This window comes from Novosphingobium lentum NBRC 107847, from assembly GCF_001590965.1.
Classification (GTDB): domain Bacteria; phylum Pseudomonadota; class Alphaproteobacteria; order Sphingomonadales; family Sphingomonadaceae; genus Novosphingobium; species Novosphingobium lentum.
Genome location: NZ_BCTW01000001.1, coordinates 138,803 through 156,173 on the forward strand (window position 1 = coordinate 138,803; position 17,371 = coordinate 156,173).

Annotated in this window: 16 protein-coding genes and 1 tRNA gene; 12 read left to right on the forward strand and 5 right to left on the reverse strand. The window is 66.7% G+C overall.

The features are described from left to right. Positions 1 to 150: 150 nt before the first annotated feature. The 5 genes from NL2_RS00685 (at position 151) to dxs (ending at position 4,282) form a co-directional block, all read left to right on the forward strand. Positions 151 to 675, forward strand: a complete 525-nt coding sequence (locus tag NL2_RS00685; RefSeq protein WP_068070653.1) for a CarD family transcriptional regulator — start codon at positions 151 to 153, stop codon at positions 673 to 675. 227 nt (positions 676 to 902) lie between these two features. Further along, positions 903 to 1,028 (forward strand): hypothetical protein, encoded by a 126-nt coding sequence (locus NL2_RS21715; protein WP_281190657.1) that lies wholly within the window; start codon positions 903 to 905, stop codon positions 1,026 to 1,028. Beyond that, the gene (gene msrA / locus NL2_RS00690; protein WP_068070655.1) at positions 1,025 to 1,699 is read left to right on the forward strand and encodes a peptide-methionine (S)-S-oxide reductase MsrA; all 675 of its coding nucleotides are present in this window, start codon (positions 1,025 to 1,027) and stop codon (positions 1,697 to 1,699) included. Before NL2_RS21715 ends, msrA begins: the two co-directional genes overlap by 4 nt. Positions 1,700 to 1,781: 82 nt before the next feature. Next, positions 1,782 to 2,243, forward strand: a complete 462-nt coding sequence (locus tag NL2_RS00695; protein ID WP_068070657.1) for a Fur family transcriptional regulator — start codon at positions 1,782 to 1,784, stop codon at positions 2,241 to 2,243. Positions 2,244 to 2,359: 116 nt separating this feature from the next. Next, complete coding sequence (dxs, locus tag NL2_RS00700) at positions 2,360 to 4,282, forward strand: 1-deoxy-D-xylulose-5-phosphate synthase (protein ID WP_068070659.1); 1,923 nt, start codon at positions 2,360 to 2,362, stop codon at positions 4,280 to 4,282. 16 nt (positions 4,283 to 4,298) lie between these two features. On the opposite strand, the gene NL2_RS00705 is transcribed toward dxs, so the two are convergent. The 4 genes from NL2_RS00705 to NL2_RS00720 are packed head-to-tail and all read right to left on the reverse strand — an operon-like array spanning position 4,299 to position 9,761. After that, the gene (locus tag NL2_RS00705; RefSeq protein ID WP_084355774.1) at positions 4,299 to 4,979 is read right to left on the reverse strand and encodes an NnrU family protein; all 681 of its coding nucleotides are present in this window, start codon (positions 4,977 to 4,979) and stop codon (positions 4,299 to 4,301) included. A 33-nt stretch (positions 4,980 to 5,012) separates the two neighbouring features. Then, a complete protein-coding gene (locus NL2_RS00710) occupies positions 5,013 to 6,365 on the reverse strand; it encodes an amidohydrolase family protein (RefSeq protein WP_068070929.1) in 1,353 nt (450 codons plus the stop codon). Between the two features lie 53 nt (positions 6,366 to 6,418). Continuing rightward, on the reverse strand, positions 6,419 to 7,828 hold the full coding sequence (locus NL2_RS00715) for an amidohydrolase (RefSeq protein ID WP_068070931.1): 1,410 nt from the start codon (positions 7,826 to 7,828) through the stop codon (positions 6,419 to 6,421). Positions 7,829 to 7,877: 49 nt separating this feature from the next. Continuing rightward, positions 7,878 to 9,761, reverse strand: a complete 1,884-nt coding sequence (locus NL2_RS00720) for a peptide MFS transporter (RefSeq protein ID WP_068070663.1) — start codon at positions 9,759 to 9,761, stop codon at positions 7,878 to 7,880. A gap of 194 nt (positions 9,762 to 9,955) precedes the next feature. Here NL2_RS00720 and NL2_RS00725 point away from each other — a divergent pair, with 194 nt between their 5' ends. From NL2_RS00725 to NL2_RS00755, 7 genes are all read left to right on the forward strand, one after another. Next, positions 9,956 to 10,315: a GntR family transcriptional regulator gene (locus tag NL2_RS00725; RefSeq protein ID WP_068070665.1), complete on the forward strand. Its 360-nt coding sequence runs from the start codon at positions 9,956 to 9,958 to the stop codon at positions 10,313 to 10,315. Between the two features lie 164 nt (positions 10,316 to 10,479). After that, positions 10,480 to 10,761, forward strand: a complete 282-nt coding sequence (locus NL2_RS00730; protein ID WP_068070667.1) for an integration host factor subunit beta — start codon at positions 10,480 to 10,482, stop codon at positions 10,759 to 10,761. A gap of 156 nt (positions 10,762 to 10,917) precedes the next feature. Then, positions 10,918 to 11,002, forward strand: a tRNA-Leu gene (locus NL2_RS00735). A gap of 149 nt (positions 11,003 to 11,151) precedes the next feature. Then, positions 11,152 to 11,847 carry a PilZ domain-containing protein gene (locus tag NL2_RS00740; RefSeq protein WP_245647508.1) on the forward strand — a complete coding sequence of 232 codons (696 nt, stop codon included), beginning with the start codon at positions 11,152 to 11,154 and terminating at the stop codon, positions 11,845 to 11,847. Positions 11,848 to 11,972: 125 nt separating this feature from the next. After that, positions 11,973 to 13,631, forward strand: coding sequence for an NAD(P)/FAD-dependent oxidoreductase (locus NL2_RS00745; RefSeq protein WP_084355757.1), 1,659 nt, complete (start codon positions 11,973 to 11,975; stop codon positions 13,629 to 13,631). A gap of 32 nt (positions 13,632 to 13,663) precedes the next feature. Continuing rightward, positions 13,664 to 14,077: a GtrA family protein gene (locus tag NL2_RS00750; protein WP_068070938.1), complete on the forward strand. Its 414-nt coding sequence runs from the start codon at positions 13,664 to 13,666 to the stop codon at positions 14,075 to 14,077. A gap of 32 nt (positions 14,078 to 14,109) precedes the next feature. Beyond that, a complete protein-coding gene (locus tag NL2_RS00755) occupies positions 14,110 to 15,870 on the forward strand; it encodes a hypothetical protein (protein WP_245647509.1) in 1,761 nt (586 codons plus the stop codon). Here NL2_RS00755 and NL2_RS00760 read toward each other — a convergent pair. Next, positions 15,867 to 17,357 carry a 2OG-Fe(II) oxygenase family protein gene (locus NL2_RS00760; protein ID WP_169799444.1) on the reverse strand — a complete coding sequence of 497 codons (1,491 nt, stop codon included), beginning with the start codon at positions 17,355 to 17,357 and terminating at the stop codon, positions 15,867 to 15,869. The genes NL2_RS00755 and NL2_RS00760 overlap by 4 nt on opposite strands. Between the last annotated feature and the right edge of the window lie 14 nt (positions 17,358 to 17,371).

Consider the following 17,371-nt stretch of genomic DNA (forward strand, 5'->3'; position numbering starts at 1 on the left):
AGTTCGCTGGCGCGTTTCACCACGAGAAGGCAGGGTAGCGGCAAACGGATCGAAGGGCTCGCCGACCGGTTGTTGAAGGTCGTTTGCCGGTTCTCTCCCGGGCAGTTCCGCCCGCCGCCGCTGTTTCTGTCCACGTCGAAAGGACAACCGATGGTAGGCAAGGCACTCGCCTTCGATGTTGGGGATTACGTCGTCTATCCGAAGCATGGTGTCGGCCGGGTGGTCGAACTGCAGAATGAAGAAATCGCGGGCATGAAGCTGCAGCTGTACGTGCTGCGCTTCGAAAAGGAGCGCATGACGCTCCGCGTTCCCGTGAACAAGGTCGAAGCGATCGGCATGCGCAAGCTGTCGTCGGACAAGACCCTGCGTGAAGCGCTCGATACGCTCAAGGGCAAGCCCAAGGTCAAGCGCACGATGTGGTCGCGCCGCGCCCAGGAATACGAAGCGAAGATCAATTCGGGCGACCTCGTGTCGATCGCCGAAGTGACCCGCGACCTGTTCCGGGCCGACGATCAGCCCGAGCAGAGCTATTCCGAACGCCAGATCTTCGAAGCCGCCTCGTCACGCCTCGCGCGCGAACTCGCCGCGATGGAAAAGACCGACGAACCCACCGCGCTCAAGAAGATCCTTGCGATCCTCAACGAGCATGCGCCGAAATACTACGAAACCGCCTGACGCGCCAGCCGTTCGGCCCACGCGAAACGGCAACCCGATCAGCAGAACACCAGGAAGGCCGCCGGGCAACCGGTGGCCTTTCTGGCGTCACCGGTGGCATGGCGGAGGGTGTTCGTCCTGCCTCGACCGGACCCGGATGAAGCTGCGCTTGTGCATTCGTTCACAGCGGGGTCAGGGCGAATCGCTATGGCAGCCTTACGCCATCGCAACCGAACAAGAGATACATCATGGGCCTGTTCAAAACCGACCTCTACCGCTCCTTCATCATCGGCTTCCTGATCGGCACCGCCGGTCTTGTCGCCGCGACGGGCAGTGAAGCACGGGCCCAGATTGTCGCGGAGCTCATCCGATGAGGGCCGCGGCGGCATTCTCGATCGTCGTGGCAGGAATGGCCGCGGCTTGCCAGCAGCCGGCCTTTGCTGAGGGGGCAGTTGCTACCCCTGCTGCGGCGGTCGAGGCTCACGAGGCACCGGGACTGAAGACCGCGATCTTCGCGGGCGGATGTTTCTGGGGAATCGAAGCGGTGTTCAGCCACGTCAAGGGCGTGACCAGCGCGGTCTCCGGCTACGAAGGCGGCGCGCGCGACACCGCGCAATACGAACGCGTCAGCGATGGCGACACCGGCCACGCCGAATCGGTGAGGATCATCTATGATCCAGCGGTGGTGCGGTATGACCAGCTGCTGCGGATCTTTTTCGCGGTCGGCACCGATCCCACGCAGCTCAACCGGCAGGGCCCCGACACCGGCACGCAGTACCGCAACGCGCTGGTCCCGCTCAACGTCGAGCAAAGCCGGGTTGCGGCGGGCTACCTTGCGCAGCTGAAAGCGCTGAACTTGTGGCATCGCCCGATCGTGACGGCGGTGGAACCCAATCGCGGGTTCTTCCCGGCCGAAGCGCATCATCAGGACTTTGCGCTGCACAATCCCGACCACCCGTACATCCAGCAATGGGATGCGCCCAAGGTTGCCGCGCTGCACCGGCTGTTCCCCGCGCAGTGGAAACCCGCGTTCACGCCGGGCTGACCGCGTGCCGATCTGACACGGATCGCGGCGCGGCCGCGTGACGATTTGCCTGATACCGCGACAGCGCCTATCTGTAAGGCCCATGTCAGGTCACCACCATCACCACGATTACGACGGCGAGACGCTGGTCCGCGCCGCGCGTGGCGCGCTGACCGATGCCGGCGAACAGTGGACCGACATGCGCGCCGACGTGTTCGAGGCGCTGGCGGCGCAGGAACGCCCGGCGTCGGCCTATGACATCGCCGAAAGCGTGGGCACGCGGCGCGGCAAGCGGGTCGCCCCCAACAGCGTCTATCGCATCCTCGACCTGTTCGTGCGCACCAACCTGGCGCGGCGCGTGGAAAGCGCCAACGGCTATCTCGCCAACAGCCATCCGGGCTGCCGCCACGACTGCATCTTCCTGATCTGCGACAACTGCGGGCAGGCGATCCACCTCGACGACGACAAGTTGACCGGCGCGCTGCGCGAGGCGGCGCGCGAAGCCGGTTTTGCCGATGTCCGCCCGGTGGTCGAAATACGCGGCCGCTGCGGCACCTGCGGCTGATCGGGGATGCCCGCGCAGAGCGTTGGGTGTGGCCATTCCTCAACCATGACTGATAATTCACACAAAGCCGTCCGCAGGAATTCGACAGCGACTATGCGGACGTGTATTGCACTTTGATGTCCATTAATCCGGCCACGCCGCTGCTCGACACAGTCGACACTCCGCACGATCTTCGCAAGCTGCAGCCGGGCGAACTGCGCCAGCTGGCGGATGAAGTCCGCTCTGAGATGATCGCGGCCGTGGGGCAGACCGGCGGCCACCTCGGCTCGGGGCTGGGCGTGGTCGAACTGTCGGTGGCGATCCATTATGTGTTCAACACGCCCGACGACCGGCTGATTTGGGACGTGGGCCACCAGGCCTATCCGCACAAGATCCTGACCGGGCGTCGCGAACGCATGCGCACCTTGCGCCAAGGCGGCGGGCTGTCGGGCTTCACCAAGCGCAGCGAGAGCGAGTACGATCCGTTCGGCGCGGCGCATTCCTCCACCTCGATTTCCGCCGCGCTGGGCTTTGCCGTGGCCAACAAGCTGGCGGGCAAGCCGGGCAAGGGCATCGCGGTGATCGGCGACGGCGCGATGAGCGCGGGCATGGCGTACGAGGCGATGAACAACGCCCATGCCGCCGGCAACCGGCTGGTGGTGATCCTCAACGACAACGACATGTCGATCGCGCCGCCGGTGGGCGGGCTTTCGCACTATCTGGCGCGGTTGGTGTCGTCGCGCCCGTTCCTGGAACTGCGCGACATCGCGCGCAAGATCTCGCGCCGCCTGCCCGAACCGCTGCACAAGGCCGCCAAGAAGACGGACGAATTCGCGCGCGGCATGGCGATGGGCGGCACGTTGTTCGAGGAGTTGGGCTTCTACTACGTCGGGCCGATCGATGGACACAATCTGGAACAGCTGGTTCCCGTGCTCGAAAACGTGCGCGACGCAGCCGAAGGCCCGTGCCTGATCCATGTCGTGACGCAAAAGGGCAAGGGTTATGGCCCCGCCGAAGCGGCCGCCGACAAGTACCACGGCGTGCAGAAGTTCGACGTCATCACCGGCCAGCAGGTCAAGAGCGCGGGCGGACCGCCCGCCTACCAGAACGTGTTCGGCGCGCAGCTGGCCAAGGAAGCCGAAACCGATCCGCTGATCTGCGCGATCACCGCCGCGATGCCATCGGGCACCGGGCTCGACAAGTTCGCCGCCGCCTATCCCGAACGGTTCTTCGACGTCGGCATTGCCGAACAGCACGGCGTGACGTTTGCCGCCGGGCTGGCCGCGCAGGGCATGCGCCCGTTCTGCGCGATCTATTCCACGTTCCTGCAGCGTGCGTTCGACCAGGTCGTGCACGACGTCGCGATCCAGAACCTGCCGGTACGCTTCGCCATCGACCGCGCCGGGCTGGTCGGTGCCGACGGCGCGACCCATGCGGGCAGTTTCGACGTGACGTACCTCGCCACGCTGCCCAACATGGTGGTGATGGCCGCCGCCGACGAGGCGGAGCTGGTGCACATGACGCACACCGCCGCGTTGCACGACAGCGGGCCGATCGCGTTCCGCTATCCGCGTGGCAACGGCACCGGCGTGGCGCTGCCCGAAATTCCCGAACGGCTGGAGATCGGCAAGGGCCGCATCGTGCGCCACGGCAGCAAAGTGGCGCTGCTCTCGCTCGGCACGCGGCTGGGCGAAGCGCTGAAAGCCGCCGACCAGTTGGAGGCGAAAGGCCTGTCGACCACGGTGGCCGACTTGCGCTTTGCCAAGCCGCTCGACGAAGCGCTGATCCGCAGCCTGATGGCCAGCCACGACGTGATCGTCACCGTGGAAGAAGGCTCGATCGGCGGGCTGGGTGCGCACGTGCTGACCATGGCGAGCGACCAGGGCCTGACCGACGCGGGCCTCAAGATCCGCACCATGCGCCTGCCCGACGTGTTCCAGGACCACGATTCGCCCGACAAGCAGTATGACGAAGCCGGGCTGAACGCGCCGCAGATCGTCGATACCGTGCTGAAAGCGCTGCGCCACAACAGCGCGGGTGTGACCGAAGCGCGCGCCTGAGAAGCGGCTTCGCTACCTACATCGACGCCACGTCGATCCACTTCCAGATACCCGCCGGTATGCCCACGGTGGTGACGTGGACCAGCGTGACCAGCACCCACGCGATCAACGCCAGACCCCAGGTCCAGCCCAGTGCGTCCCAGTCCGACAGGCCCGGCGCGAAGCGCGTGCGCGACATCCAGGTGCGCCATTCGCGCCCGGTCATGGCCACTTTCTTGCGATCCTGCAGCCATGCGCCGACCAGCGCCAGGATCAGGATCGTGCCGGCCAGCACCAGCGTGCGCGGGGTCGGCGCGACCAGCATGTGCGCGATGGCCCACAGCGCGAAACCCCACATCATCGGGTGGCGGGTGATGCGGAACACGCCGCTCGGCTTGCGCGTTGAAAGGCCTGCGACATTGGCCTGCGGCAGCGCCGGATTGCCCGCCAGCGAGGCGAGGAACAGCGCCAGCGCCACGATCGTGAGCAAGCTGGAGACGAGCCACGGCACGTCGCCGGTGCCGTCCCACAGCGCGGGCTCGGTCGGGGCATGGGCGAACGCCATGATCATCCAGGCAAACGTGGCGGCTGCGACCAGCGAATACAGCGCCAGAAACGCACGGGGGCCCACGGCCTTCACCAGCGGTTTGCGCAAGGGATGCGACAGCACGAAATGGCCGGCCAGCAGCGCCAGGCACGCCGTCACGAGCGATGTCATCGCGCTGTCCATGCAACTGCCCCCACAACGCCGTTACCAATCGTAGGCTTTGGGCAACGCCCCTTCCTGCGGGTGACGGTAACGGTCACGCAACTTGGTCTGGTGATTTAGCAGCGTTTGATTCACGCCGTCGATGAAAACTTGCACCGGACCGGAACCCAGCTCCAGCGGATCGCCATCCCAGATCACCACGTCGGCTGCGCGGCCGGGCAGCAGGCTGCCGTAATGCGCGCTTTCACCCATGATATCAGCGGGGATCGAGCTGATCGTGGCGAACGCCTGCACCCAGTCGAGCCCGGTGGCTCCGGGAAGTTTCTTCAGCGCGACAAGGTTTCCGGCATATTGCGGGGCGTAGCGCGGCTGGTCGTTGTCGAAGAAGTTGCCGATCGCCACCTTGACCCCGGCGGCGGTCATCCTCCCGATGTTCGACTGGGTGGACGCCATCTGCTCGAACCGCGCGGGCAGGTCGATCATCCCGCTGGCGATCACCGGGACGTGCGCGGCGGCAAGTTCGCCGGCGACGCGCCAGCCTTCGGCCGCGCCGACGATGACCAGCCGCAGCGCCGGAAATTCACGACCGAGCGCGAGTACCTGGCGAATGTCCGACGCACGCTCGACGTGGACGTACAGCGGCTGGCCCCCGGTCACCACCGGGATCAGCGCGGCGGCGTCGAAGCGCGTGAGCAGGGCATCGGTGCCACGCGCAGCGCTGCTGTCGCTCATGCGTGGGTCGAGCGGGATGTCGTCGCCGGTTCTGGCAGGCGCCGCCTTGGCCCCGCTGGCGCGCGCGGCTCCGCTGCGGCGGTTGAAATCGGTCGCCTCGCGCAAGGCGTTGTGCAGCACGGCCTGCGCCGCGACACGGCTGCCGCCCGCCAGCCGCGCGCCGTTTTCGCCGAGTTCGACGTACTGGAACGCCCGCGCGCGGTTGACCGGGTTGGCATCCACACCCAGGTCGATGAACGCGCCCTGCCCGGCGAAGATCGCGTTGGACGCGGTCGGCGCGACCGCCGCGCGCGTCACCCCGCCCGCCCGGCTGACCGCGATCGGCAGCGCATCGGGATCGATCGCCGGTGCCACGTCGAGCGCGGCATTGAACGCGGCCTTGTCGGCGGTGGAATCGTTGCTGTCGTCCACCGCGCCGACATCGAGCAGGCCCAGATCGGTGCCCAGCGCGACAAGCCCGGCGGTAACCCAGCCGCCATGGGCATCGATCACCGTCGCGCCCGCGGGCAGCGCGACCCCGGCCCCTGCGGCCACGATCCGGCCACCGCGCATTACCACCGTGCCGTTATCGATCGGCGCGCTGCCATCGCCGACGACGACGCGGGCGTTGGTGATCGCGAACGTTCCTGCGTCCTGCGCGATGGCAGGCGACACCGCGACCATCGCGGTCCCGGCGGCGAGCAGCGCCAGCGCGCCGCGCAAAGTGTTGCGCGCGCTCACTTGACGTCTCCTTCGCCGGGCTGGCCAAGCTCGAAATCGCTGATCGGGTGGCGCCTGGGATCGAGCGCATCGTACATCAGCGCGCCGTCGATCCAGACCTTTTCGGGGCGGGAATAGATGCTCAGGGGATTGCCGTTCCACAGCACCACATCGCCCATCTTGCCGGGCGTGAGGCTGCCGGTGCGGTCATCGATGCCCATCGCATGCGCGGGGTTGAGCGTGATCCAGCGGATCACCTGTCCATCGGGTATGGCAATGCCCATGCGGCGGCCCGATCCTTGCGCCTTGGCAGCTTCCTGGTTGAGCCGCTGGATGCCGTTCTCGTCATCGGAATGGATGATCACGCAGGCGCCCGCATCCTGCAGCAGCGCGGCGTTTTCGGGGATGCCGTCGTAAGCTTCCATCTTGAAGCCCCACCAGTCCGCCCAGATCGCGGCGCACGTATCGGTGGACTTGAGCAAGTCGGCGATCTTGTACGCTTCGACCGCGTGGTGGAACGCGCTGACCTTGTAGCCGAACTCCTTGGCCATATCGAGCACTTGCGCCATCTCGTCGGCGCGGTAGCAGTGGTTCTGCACGCGGATCTTGCCGTCGAGCACGCCGACCAGCGTTTCCATGGCGAGGTCGCGCGTCTCCAGCTTGCCGGCGTCGCGCTTCTTGCGATATTCGACCGCCTTGATCCACGTGGCGCGATCGACCGCGAAGTTGCCCATGCGGGTCGAGGGCATCCGCCCCTTCGAGCCATAGACGCGCTTGGGGTTTTCGCCGCAGGCCATCTTGAGGTCATACGGCGCACCGGGGAACTTCATGCCCTGCACGGTGCGCGCGGGCACGTTCTTGAGCACGACCGAACGCCCGCCCATCAGGTTGGCCGATCCGGGCAGGATTTCGAGGCTGGTCACCCCGCCATGCGCCAGCGCGCGACTGAAGCCGGGGTCCTGCGGCCAGACCGAATGTTCGGCCCAGACTTGCGGCGTGGTCGGGTCGGTCGCCTCGTTGCCATCGGAATTGGCCTCCACCCCGGGGCTGGGATAGACGCCGAGATGGCTGTGGATGTCGATGATCCCGGGGGTGACGAACCGCCCAGCGCCGTCGATCCGGCGATAGCCCGCCGGCACCGCGAGATCTGCGCCGCCCACCGCCTCGACCTTGCCACCCGAGACGAGTACCGTGCCGTTGTCGATCCGCGCGCCGGTGCCGTCATAGACCGTGGCGCCGACGATCGCGACGGCATCGCCGGGATAAGCCTTGTAAGTCGAGGGGTACGGATTCTCGTCGAAGGTTTGCGCCTTGTCGGCCGAAGCGGATTTTGCCGAAGCGGATTTGGGACGCGCCTCTCCGGCAGCCCCACAAGCGGCAAGACTGGCGGCGCAGGCGGCGAACGCAAGGACGCGGACAAGTTTCACGAACACACGATTCCCCGGATAAGATTGGCGGCAGACAACAGCGGCGCGGTCATTTCACGCCGTGCATCAGGCGCTTGAGCGGCCAGGCGAGCACGAGCAGCAGCAACCCGATGCCCACCGCGAACCAGCCGATCTTGGTGAACACGCCGACGTAGGTTTCCAAGCTGACCTTGAGGTTGGTGACCTGCCCGCCCACGGTTTCCACGCTGGCGACTTGCGCCACCAGCCCCGCCACGTACTGCGCCACCGCGATCGACAGGAACCACACGCCCATCATCAGCCCGACGATGCGCGCGATCGACAGCTTGGTGATCATGCTGAGGCCGACGGGCGAGATGCACAGTTCGGCGATCGAATGGATCAGGTAGAGTCCCGCCAGCCACCACAGCGCGACCTTGAAGTCGGGCCCGGCAAAGCGCGATCCCCAGACGAGGAACAGGAAGCCCAGCCCCACGCCCATCAGCGCGATGCCGAACTTGACCGGGATGGTCGGTTCGATCCCGCGCTTGGCGAGGCCATTCCACAGCATCGAGAACAGTGGCGCCAGCGCGACGATGAAGAACGCGTTGAAGAACTGCGTCTGCCCCGCGCTGATCGAGAACAGCCCGAACACGCTCATGTCGGTGTTGCGATCGGCAAACAGCGTCAGGCTCGACCCCGCCTGTTCGAACAGCGTCCAGAACACGGTGTTGAAGGTGATCAGCACCATCGCCGCCATCATCATCTGGAATTCTCGGGCGTTGCCCTTCACGAACGCCCAGATGAGGATGCCGGGCACGCTGACCAGGAACGTGCCGAACATGATCTTGCCCATGATCGGCAACGTCAGGAAATAGCCGAGCAGGCCCGATCCCTCGGCCGGTTTTACATAGCTCATCAGGTTGGTGAACAGGAACCATACCACCGGGATGGTGAGCAGCGCGCCGACATAGATGAACGCGTCGCGGTTGGCGGGTGCATCGGCCGGGCGATCGCCGTACCCGTCGAGCTTGCCGCCATCGAACTGGATCAGCAGCCACGAGACGAACATGCCGCCTGCCGCCAACGCGAAGCCGGCCCACCAGCCCAGTCCACCCCAGCTGCCCATGCCCACCGCCAGCAGCGGGCACAGCACTTGCGAAAACAGCGAGCCCAGGTTGATGCCCATGTAGAAGATGGTGAAGCCCGCGTCGCGCCGCCGGTCACCCTGCGCATAGAGCGAGCCGACGATGGTCGAGATGTTGGGCTTGAAGAACCCGTTGCCGATCACGACCAGCGCCAGCCCGATCAGCAGCAGGAACACCGACGTCGCGTTGCGCTCACCGCCCGGTTCGAACTGGCCGGCAGCGATGTGGCGCGCCTCGGTCCCGTCGGCGCGCAGCAGCGAAACGGTCTTGTCCTCGTTGCCCTTGATCAGCAGCGGCTGGTTGGCATCGGCGCCCAGCGTAGGGACCAGTTGCCCGGTGCCGCCGACCTGCAGTTGCGTGTTGCCCAGCGTGACGAACTGCTTGCGCGCCTCGCCATTGCCCTGGACGCTGACTTCGTAACGCTGCCCCTCGATCACCGCGAACGGCTTGGCCGGCTGGCCGCCGAAGCACAGTGTCAGATACCCCAGACTCATCAGGATCGCGCCGAACTTGACCGATCGCTTGGCGCCCAGGAACCGGTCGGCCAGCAGCCCGCCGATCAGCGGGGTCAGGTACACCAGCGCGGTGAACCCGCCGTAGATGCCGGTCGTGGTCTGGTCGCTGAACAGAAAGTGCTGCGCCAGGTACAGCGTGAGCAGCGCGCGCATGCCGTAATAGCCGAAGCGCTCCATCGCTTCGGTCGTGAACAGCCGCGCCAGCTGGCGGGGGTGGCCGAACCAGCCGCTTTGGGCGTGGAGATCGACCGCGCGCACATCGCCGGGAATGGCGCCGGGTTCGGCTGCGGAATCGTCGAATTGAACTGGCATCCAGGCTCCGCTTCAAGGGGGCAGGCGGAGTCCGTTGCGCAACACGCCACCCGCTTTTGCAGGCAACCTAGCGAGAAATCGCGCGATGGGAAGAAACTAATTGCGGGCGTAACCAGTTTGCCCGGCCGGGCCGTGGGCGATGCCGTCGCGGGAAATCGTTGCCTGCCACGCTGTATTATGGCACTACATCACCCATGTCCCCGCCCCCGACAGCGTCCGGCAGCCGCCCGGTCTATCTCAAGCTGCGCGACCAGATTGCCGCGGCGATCATCGACGGCCGCTATGCCGAAGGCGAACTGCTGCCATCGGTGCGCGCGTTTGCGGTGGACCAGGGCGCCAATCCGCTGACCGTGGCCAAAGCCTATCAGCAGTTCCAGGCCGAAGGGCTGGTCCAGGTCCAGCGCGGAGTCGGCATGTACGTGGCGCAAGGCGCGGCGGAAACCTTGCGCCAAAGCGAACGGGCATCGTTCCTGGCGCAGGAATGGCCGGAGATTTCGGCGCGCATCCGCCGGCTGCGGATCGACCCTGCGGAACTGTTCGAAACCGTTCGCTGACCAGGCCTGCGGCGCCCCCGACCCTGGCCGCCGGACACATTAACTTATGACATGGAAACGATTGTCAGGGCGGCCCGGCTCTGGCAGGATTGCCGCGCGCTCCGGGGGGTCGGTCGGCGCTCGGGAAATTGGGGCTGCCACGGGCGGCTTGCGGAGGGTGGAATATGATCAGGTCCGAACTGTTGCAGGAACTCGCCAAGGAAAGCCCCGGCATGCGCAGCGAGGAGATCGAGCGCGTGGTCGATGTGTTCTTCGATGAAATCGGCAAGCGGCTGGCCGAAGGCGGCCGGGTCGAACTGCGCGGTTTCGGCGCGTTTTCCACGCGTGAACGCGATGCCCGCCGTGGCCGCAATCCGCGCACGGGGGAATCGGTCGATGTGCCCGGAAAGCGCGTCCCCTATTTCAAGCCAGGCAAGGAAATGCGCGCGCGGCTGAACACCGACTAGCGTTTCCGGTCCGCCGGATTATGACTTTGGTCCGCTGAACAGCGGAGCCTGCGTTCATGTGTGCGCCAAATCCTGCCAAATCCCGATTGCCGCCTTCCCGTGCGCCGGTTACGAGCAGTGCGGTCATGAGGAACACGCGCCACCCGGCGCTGCACTGCGGACGTGGCGGAATGGTAGACGCAGGGGACTTAAAATCCCTTGATCTTAGATCGTGCGGGTTCGAGTCCCGCCGTCCGCACCAGCGTCGGTCACCGTGGCGCATTCCCTGAAAATGTTCGTTTTCTGCCGATCGCCCGCGCTTGGTAACGCATCGGCAATCATATTGGCCGTATCATGCGTGTGGCCGGGCTGCGCATCCGGCTGCCGGAGCGGCGCACTAGGGGAACGGGCTTGGCCCAGAATCATCTCGGATCGAAGGGCCCGGCGGATCCGCCCGAAAGCCCGGTGAGCGCCGCAGCGCAGGCGACCGACGAGTTGCGTGCTGCCCCGCGGTTCACGCTGCTGATCCGCGCCGCCAAGCTGATCGCCGACGGTCGCGAATATCTGTGCATCATCCGCGATGCGTCTGCCACCGGGATCAAGGTCCGGCTGTTTCATCCGCTGCCCACGCACCGCAACCTGCATGTCGAGCTGGGCAACGGGGTTCGCCATGCGCTGGAGCTTGTGTGGTCGACGCAGGACCATGCCGGTTTCCGGTTTTGCGAGGAAATCGAGATCGAGCGGCTGCTCGATGAAAGCCATGGCGCGTTTCCCAAGCGGCACGTGCGCCTGCGCATCGCACTGCAGGCCACGGTGCATTCGGGCGGCGACGCGACGCCGGTCTCGTTCGAGGACATTTCGCAGCAGGGTGGCTGCATCCAGTGCGACAAGTGGCTGCTGATGAACGAACTGGTCCGGGTCGACACCGGGATCATGCCGCCGATCTATGCCAAAGTGCGCTGGCGCAGCCATCCGCGTTATGGCCTGCTGTTCGAGCGCACGTTCAAGCTGGATGAGCTGGCGCGCATTTCGGCGCCGCTACAGCTGTCCGAAGCGATTTCGGATGCCGCTGCCGAACAGCCTGCAAAGCCACGCCAGGCGCTTTGATCCACGGGCATTGCGCCGCATCGACGGCGCCCTTTTTCGCCCTTTCGCAGCGCCGCGTTAACCATCCTTTATCCAATTTCCTTCACTCACCATGGCCGGGTGCCAACGCCTGAGTGGGGGTTTAGATGGGTTCTGGTAGCGAGTTCGGTAAGGATCCGGCGCAAGGCAAGCTCACAGCTTCCGGCGCGCCCGCGTCGCACGATGTCGATGTGGCGATCATCGGTGCCGGCCCGGCGGGGCTGACGGCGGGCTACCTGCTGTCGAAACAAGGCTATTCGGTCGCGATCATCGAGAAAGACCCGGTCTACGTCGGCGGCATCAGCCGCACGGTGGAGCACGAGGGCTATCGCTTCGACATCGGCGGCCACCGGTTCTTTTCCAAGAGCGCGGCGGTGGTCGACTTGTGGAACGAGATCCTGCCCGACGATTTCATCCAGCGCCCGCGGATGAGCCGCATCTATTACGAGGGCAAGTTCTACAGCTATCCGCTGCGCGCGTTCGAGGCGCTGTGGAACCTGGGGCTGGTGCGCTCGACGCTGTGCATGGCGAGCTTCGCCAAAGCCAAGGCGTTTCCCAACCGCAACGTGAAAAGCTTCCAGGACTGGACCGTCAACCAGTTCGGGCAGAAGCTGTTCTCGATCTTCTTCAAGACCTACACCGAAAAGGTGTGGGGCATGCCGTGCGACGAGATGAGCGCCGACTGGGCCGCACAGCGCATCAAGGGCCTGTCGCTGGGTGCTGCCGTGCTCGATGGCCTGAAGCGCAGCCTCGGGCTCAACAAGCGCCCCAACGACGGCATGCAGACCAAGACCCTGCTCGAAACCTTCCGTTATCCGCGCCTCGGGCCGGGCATGATGTGGGACGCCGCGCGCGACTTCGTCGTGGCGAAGGGCAACACCGTCCACATGGGCCACGCGCTGAAACAGCTGGCCAGCGACGGCCATGGCGGCTGGCGCGTGTCCGCCACCGCCGAAGACGGTGCGGAGCGCGTGATCACCGCACGCCACGCAATCAGTTCCGCACCGATGCGCGAGCTGGCCGCGCGGCTCCACCCGCTGCCCGCAACCAGCCTCGAAGCGAGCCGGCTGCGCTATCGCGACTTCCTGACCGTCGCGCTCAAGATCCGCGCCGCCGAAGACCTGTTCCCCGACAACTGGATCTACATCCACGACAGCAAGGTGCAGGTCGGCCGCATCCAGAACTTCCGCTCGTGGTCGCCCGAAATGGTGCCCGAGGACGGTGTGGCCTGCGTCGGGCTGGAATACTTCTGCTTCGAAGGCGACAACCTGTGGGCCTCGAGCGACGACGATCTGATCGCGCTGGCCACCCGGGAAATGGCGATCCTCGGCCTCGTTTCCGCCGACCAGGTGATCGGCGGCGTGGTCGTGCGCCAGGAAAAGGCCTATCCGGTCTATGACGACGAATATGCCGCCAACGTCGCGGCGATGCGCACCGAACTGGAAACGGCGCACCCCACGCTGCACATGGTCGGGCGCAACGGCATGCACCGCTACAACAACCAGGACCACGCGATGATGACCGCGATGCTGACTGTCGACAACATCGTCGCCGGCAGCCGCGTCTACGACATCTGGTGCGTCAACGAGGACGCCGAGTACCATGAGGCCGGTGACGAGGGCGCGGAAAAGGTCCTGCCGGCACGCGGTGCCGCTGCCGACGCCACGCCGCCAGCCCGCCCCGCGATCAGCGCCGACCAGGCCGCCGCGCTCGCTTCGGTGCGCGATGTGCCGACCCGCGTCGCCGCCAAATCCCGCGCCGCGTGATCGCCGATAACCCGGCCCGGATCGCGCCCGTCATGACCCGGACGCTGGTTCCGCTGCTGCAGAAGCTGCGGCAGGTGACCCTGCTGCGCTATCTGGTCGCCAGCGTCGGCGCGCTGGCGGTCGATATGGGCAGCTTCCTGGCGTTGCTCAGCGCGCACGTTCCGGCCATGGCCGCGTCCGCGGTCGGCTATGCGCTGGGCATCGCCGCGCACTGGGTGCTGTCGAGCCGCAAGGTGTTTGCCGATCTGGTCGCGCCCGAGGGCATCGAACGCACCCGCCAGAAGGCCATGTTCGTGATGTCCGCCATGATCGGGCTGGCGATCACCACTGCCATCGTCGGCGGTGCCAGCGCGGCGGGCTTCGATCCGCGCCTGGCCAAGCTGGTGGCGATCACCGCCAGCTTCACCGCCACCTGGCTGCTGCGCAAACGAATCGTGTTCCGGTGAGCCAGGCGGTTATGGCTTCCGGACCGGCGCCAATGACCGCGCCGCTGATCAAGCGCGTGTTGCTGATCTGGCTGGTCATCTGCGCGTTCCTGATCGCCACGCATTTCCGCTCGATCGCCGGTTGGCAGTTTCCCGACCAGGACGATGCGCTGCGCCTGCTCGAAGTGCGCGACTTTCTTTCGGGGCAGAACTGGTTCGACGTCCACCAGTACCGCGTCGCGGCCCCGCAGGGCGTGGCCATGCACTGGTCGCGGCTGGTCGACCTGCCGCTGGCCGGCATGATCGTGCTGCTCAAGCCTTTGCTGGGCACGGCCTTGGCCGAGGCGGTCACTGTCGTGGCCGTGCCGTTGCTGACGCTGCTGTGCGCGCTGCTGCTGATCGGTCGGCTGGCCGGGCAACTGCTCGATGTGGAGGCGGCGGGTTTCGCGTGCCTGTTCAGCGGGCTGGCGGCCCCCGCGATCGCCCAGCTCCAGCCGATGCGGATCGATCATCACGGCTGGCAGATCGTGCTGGCGCTGGTCGCGCTCAACGGGCTGGCGATGCGCGATCCGCGCAAGGGCGGCTGGACAATCGGGCTGGCGATGGCCGCGTCGCTGGCGATCTCGCTTGAGGGCCTGCCACTGACGGCGGTGTTCTGCGCGGTCTGTGCGCTGCGTTTCCTGCGCGATCCCGGCGAAGGCTATCATGGTGGGCGCGGCTGGCTGGTCCACACCGTGGGCGCGCTCGCCGTCGGATCGATCGGCTTCTTCCTGGCGACGCGCGGCACGTTCGATCCGGTCAACCATTGCGACACCGTCTCGCCAGTCCACCTCGCGGTGTTCGCATGGGGCGCGGCGGGCTGCCTGGGCATCGCCGCGATGGGCCGCCGACGGCTGCCGCTCGTGCTGGCAGCCATGGCGCTCATCGCCACCGGAGCCATCGCGATCATGTTGTTGTCGGCCCCGCAGTGCGCGGGCGGCGCGTTTGCCGAGCTAGACCCGGTGGTGCGCAAATACTGGTACAACCACGTGCGCGAAGGCATGCCGGTGTGGCAGATGCCGCCTGCCGTCGCCGCGGCGATGATCGTGCTGCCGCTCCTTGGATTGATCGGCGCGGCGTACCAGTGGTGGAGCGCCAAGGATGGCGAAGCGCGGCTGCTATGGCTCGACATCACGCTGGTGCTGGCCGGATCGGCGGTGATCGCCATGCTGGTGTCGCGCGCGGCGGGCACCGCCTGCCTGCTCGGCGCCGCGCCTGCCGGGGCACTGGTGCGCGACCTGCTGAACCGGTCGCGGACCGTGCGCCAGCCGCTGCGCCGCATCGCCGCCCTGCTGGGCATCGGGACGCTGCTGTATCCCTCGCTGCCGGTGCTCGCGTGGACCTTGGCGACCCAGCAGACCGGCATCGGGCACACCGCCGAAATCATGCCCAAGGCCTGCGATTATCATGCCGCAGCGGCCGCCTTGAACGCCCTGCCCGCGACCGACATCTTCGCCCCGGTCGACATCGGACCGTACCTGCTGGTCGACACGCACCACCGGGTCGTCGCCACCGGCCACCATCGCGGATCGGCGGGCATGCACGACGTGATCGTGGCGTTCCTCGGCAGCGATGACCAGGCCCGCGCCATCGTCCACCAGCGCCACGCCACGCTGGTGATGATCTGCCCGTCGATGGGCGAGCCGATGGTCTATGCTCAGATCGCACCCAACGGATGGATGGCGCATCTGGTCGCGGGTCACCCCCCCGCATGGCTCCAGCCGCTACCGATCGCGCCGGAATCCAAGCTCAAGCTGTGGAAGGTGGTGGGCTAGGAGCCCTGGCGCGGTCGCGCAATATCGAACGCAACGGTCAACCGCTCACCGGCTTCGAACGGCCGGGTACCGTGCCACATCGTCGAGGGGAACAGCACAAGCTGTCCGACCTTCGGCTCTACCAGCCGGAATCCCTCGAGATCGGGTAGCAGCGCACGGTTCTCTCCGAATGCCAACCAGCCCGCGTTTCGGCGCGCGCCATGGGCCGCTCCGATGCCTTGGGCTCCTTGCGGCAACGCCACATAAAGTGCCGAACTGAGCCAGCCCTGCTGATGCATGTGGTCGATGTGGAAGCCGGCACCGCTCAGCCGGACCGACCAAGCGCCCGCAATGCGCAGCGGCTCGCGCCGGACATGCAAGGTTGGATGCCCCGGAACGGGCGGAGGCAATTGCGCAACATGGCCCGCCACCGCGTCGAGCAGGACCGCGCGCAAGCGCCGCAGTTCGGGCTCAGCCCGGGCGAGCAGGTTGCCGTCGGTCTGCGTCCCGCCGCGCACCGATTGGTCGAGCGGCCGCGATACGCCTTGGTGCAAGTGCCGCAGCAGGTCCGCCAGGCCGGCAAGATCACCCATCGCGCTGCCGATGTCGTAGACTCCGATCAGCCGCTCGTCGCCTTCGAGCCATTTCCACCGGGGATCGCCGGTTATGCGCCACAGCAGCGCGCGGTACGGCCACAGGCCGAGATCCTGATCCTCGCCGAACCTGCGCCCGGCAAGCGTGAGCGCCTCCTCGAACCGTCCGAGACGGATCAGGTTGCGCAACGGCGCCACCACCTCGGCCGCCGTCGCAGGATCAGGCAGCCCGGCAAACAGGCGCTGGGCAGTTGCCGGATCGCCAATCTCGCTGGTGCACATCGCCTCGATCCGCGCCAGTTCGGCCGTATGTCCCAGCCTGGAACGGGCTGCTTCGACGATCGCAAGCGCGCTGCGGTACTGGTCCGCTTCCAGCGCCAGCCGAATCAGCGTGCGCCACAACGCCGGATCCTGTGGATGCCTTACCAGCGCGGCACGCACCGACCGGTCGACCGCGCGCCCCGCCATCGCTGCAATGCGCGCGAACGCGTGGTGCCCCTCGATCCATCCGGGATTGGCTGCCAGCACGTCCGCCAGCCCGGCACAGGCCGCGTCCCCGTCACCCTCAGCCAGCCTCGCCGCCGCCTGGCCGAGCAATACCGGGGCATCGGCCGGCGCAAGCTCGCGCGCCTTTTCGAACAGCGCGCTCGCCGGCCAGCCGGCTTCCAGCGCGGTCCGCGCGAGGCTGTGCGCCACCAACGGGTCGCGTGGCGCGAGGGCTGCGGCGCGCGCAAACGCAGCATGGCTTGCCGCACTGTCCTGCAGTCCACGGTGCGCCAGCCCAAGCAGCTGCCAGAAGCGCATGTCTCCAGCGCGCGCACCCTGAACTTCCGGAGCAATGTGCGCAGCGACATCCCCGAACATCCCCTGGTCCAAGGCATCAAGCGCCGCGCCGTAGAGCGCGTCGGCGCTCACCGCTGCCGTCGACC

Excerpts from the sequence above, each read along its gene's own strand:
- NL2_RS00725 (WP_068070665.1), top strand. The coding sequence starts at position 9,956 with ATGTCCCCGCCCCCGACAGCGTCCGGCAGCCGCCCGGTCTATCTCAAG.
- NL2_RS00705 (WP_084355774.1), bottom strand. The coding sequence starts at position 4,979 with ATGACATCGCTCGTGACGGCGTGCCTGGCGCTGCTGGCCGGCCATTTC.
- NL2_RS00750 (WP_068070938.1), top strand. The coding sequence starts at position 13,664 with ATGACCCGGACGCTGGTTCCGCTGCTGCAGAAGCTGCGGCAGGTGACC.
- msrA (WP_068070655.1), top strand. The coding sequence starts at position 1,025 with ATGAGGGCCGCGGCGGCATTCTCGATCGTCGTGGCAGGAATGGCCGCG.
- NL2_RS00710 (WP_068070929.1), bottom strand. The coding sequence starts at position 6,365 with ATGGTCGCGGTGTCGCCTGCCATCGCGCAGGACGCAGGAACGTTCGCG.
- NL2_RS00755 (WP_245647509.1), top strand. The coding sequence starts at position 14,110 with ATGACCGCGCCGCTGATCAAGCGCGTGTTGCTGATCTGGCTGGTCATC.
- NL2_RS00695 (WP_068070657.1), top strand. The coding sequence starts at position 1,782 with ATGTCAGGTCACCACCATCACCACGATTACGACGGCGAGACGCTGGTC.
- dxs (WP_068070659.1), top strand. The coding sequence starts at position 2,360 with ATGTCCATTAATCCGGCCACGCCGCTGCTCGACACAGTCGACACTCCG.
- NL2_RS21715 (WP_281190657.1), top strand. The coding sequence starts at position 903 with ATGGGCCTGTTCAAAACCGACCTCTACCGCTCCTTCATCATCGGCTTC.
- NL2_RS00720 (WP_068070663.1), bottom strand. The coding sequence starts at position 9,761 with ATGCCAGTTCAATTCGACGATTCCGCAGCCGAACCCGGCGCCATTCCC.
- NL2_RS00685 (WP_068070653.1), top strand. The coding sequence starts at position 151 with ATGGTAGGCAAGGCACTCGCCTTCGATGTTGGGGATTACGTCGTCTAT.
- NL2_RS00730 (WP_068070667.1), top strand. The coding sequence starts at position 10,480 with ATGATCAGGTCCGAACTGTTGCAGGAACTCGCCAAGGAAAGCCCCGGC.
- NL2_RS00745 (WP_084355757.1), top strand. The coding sequence starts at position 11,973 with ATGGGTTCTGGTAGCGAGTTCGGTAAGGATCCGGCGCAAGGCAAGCTC.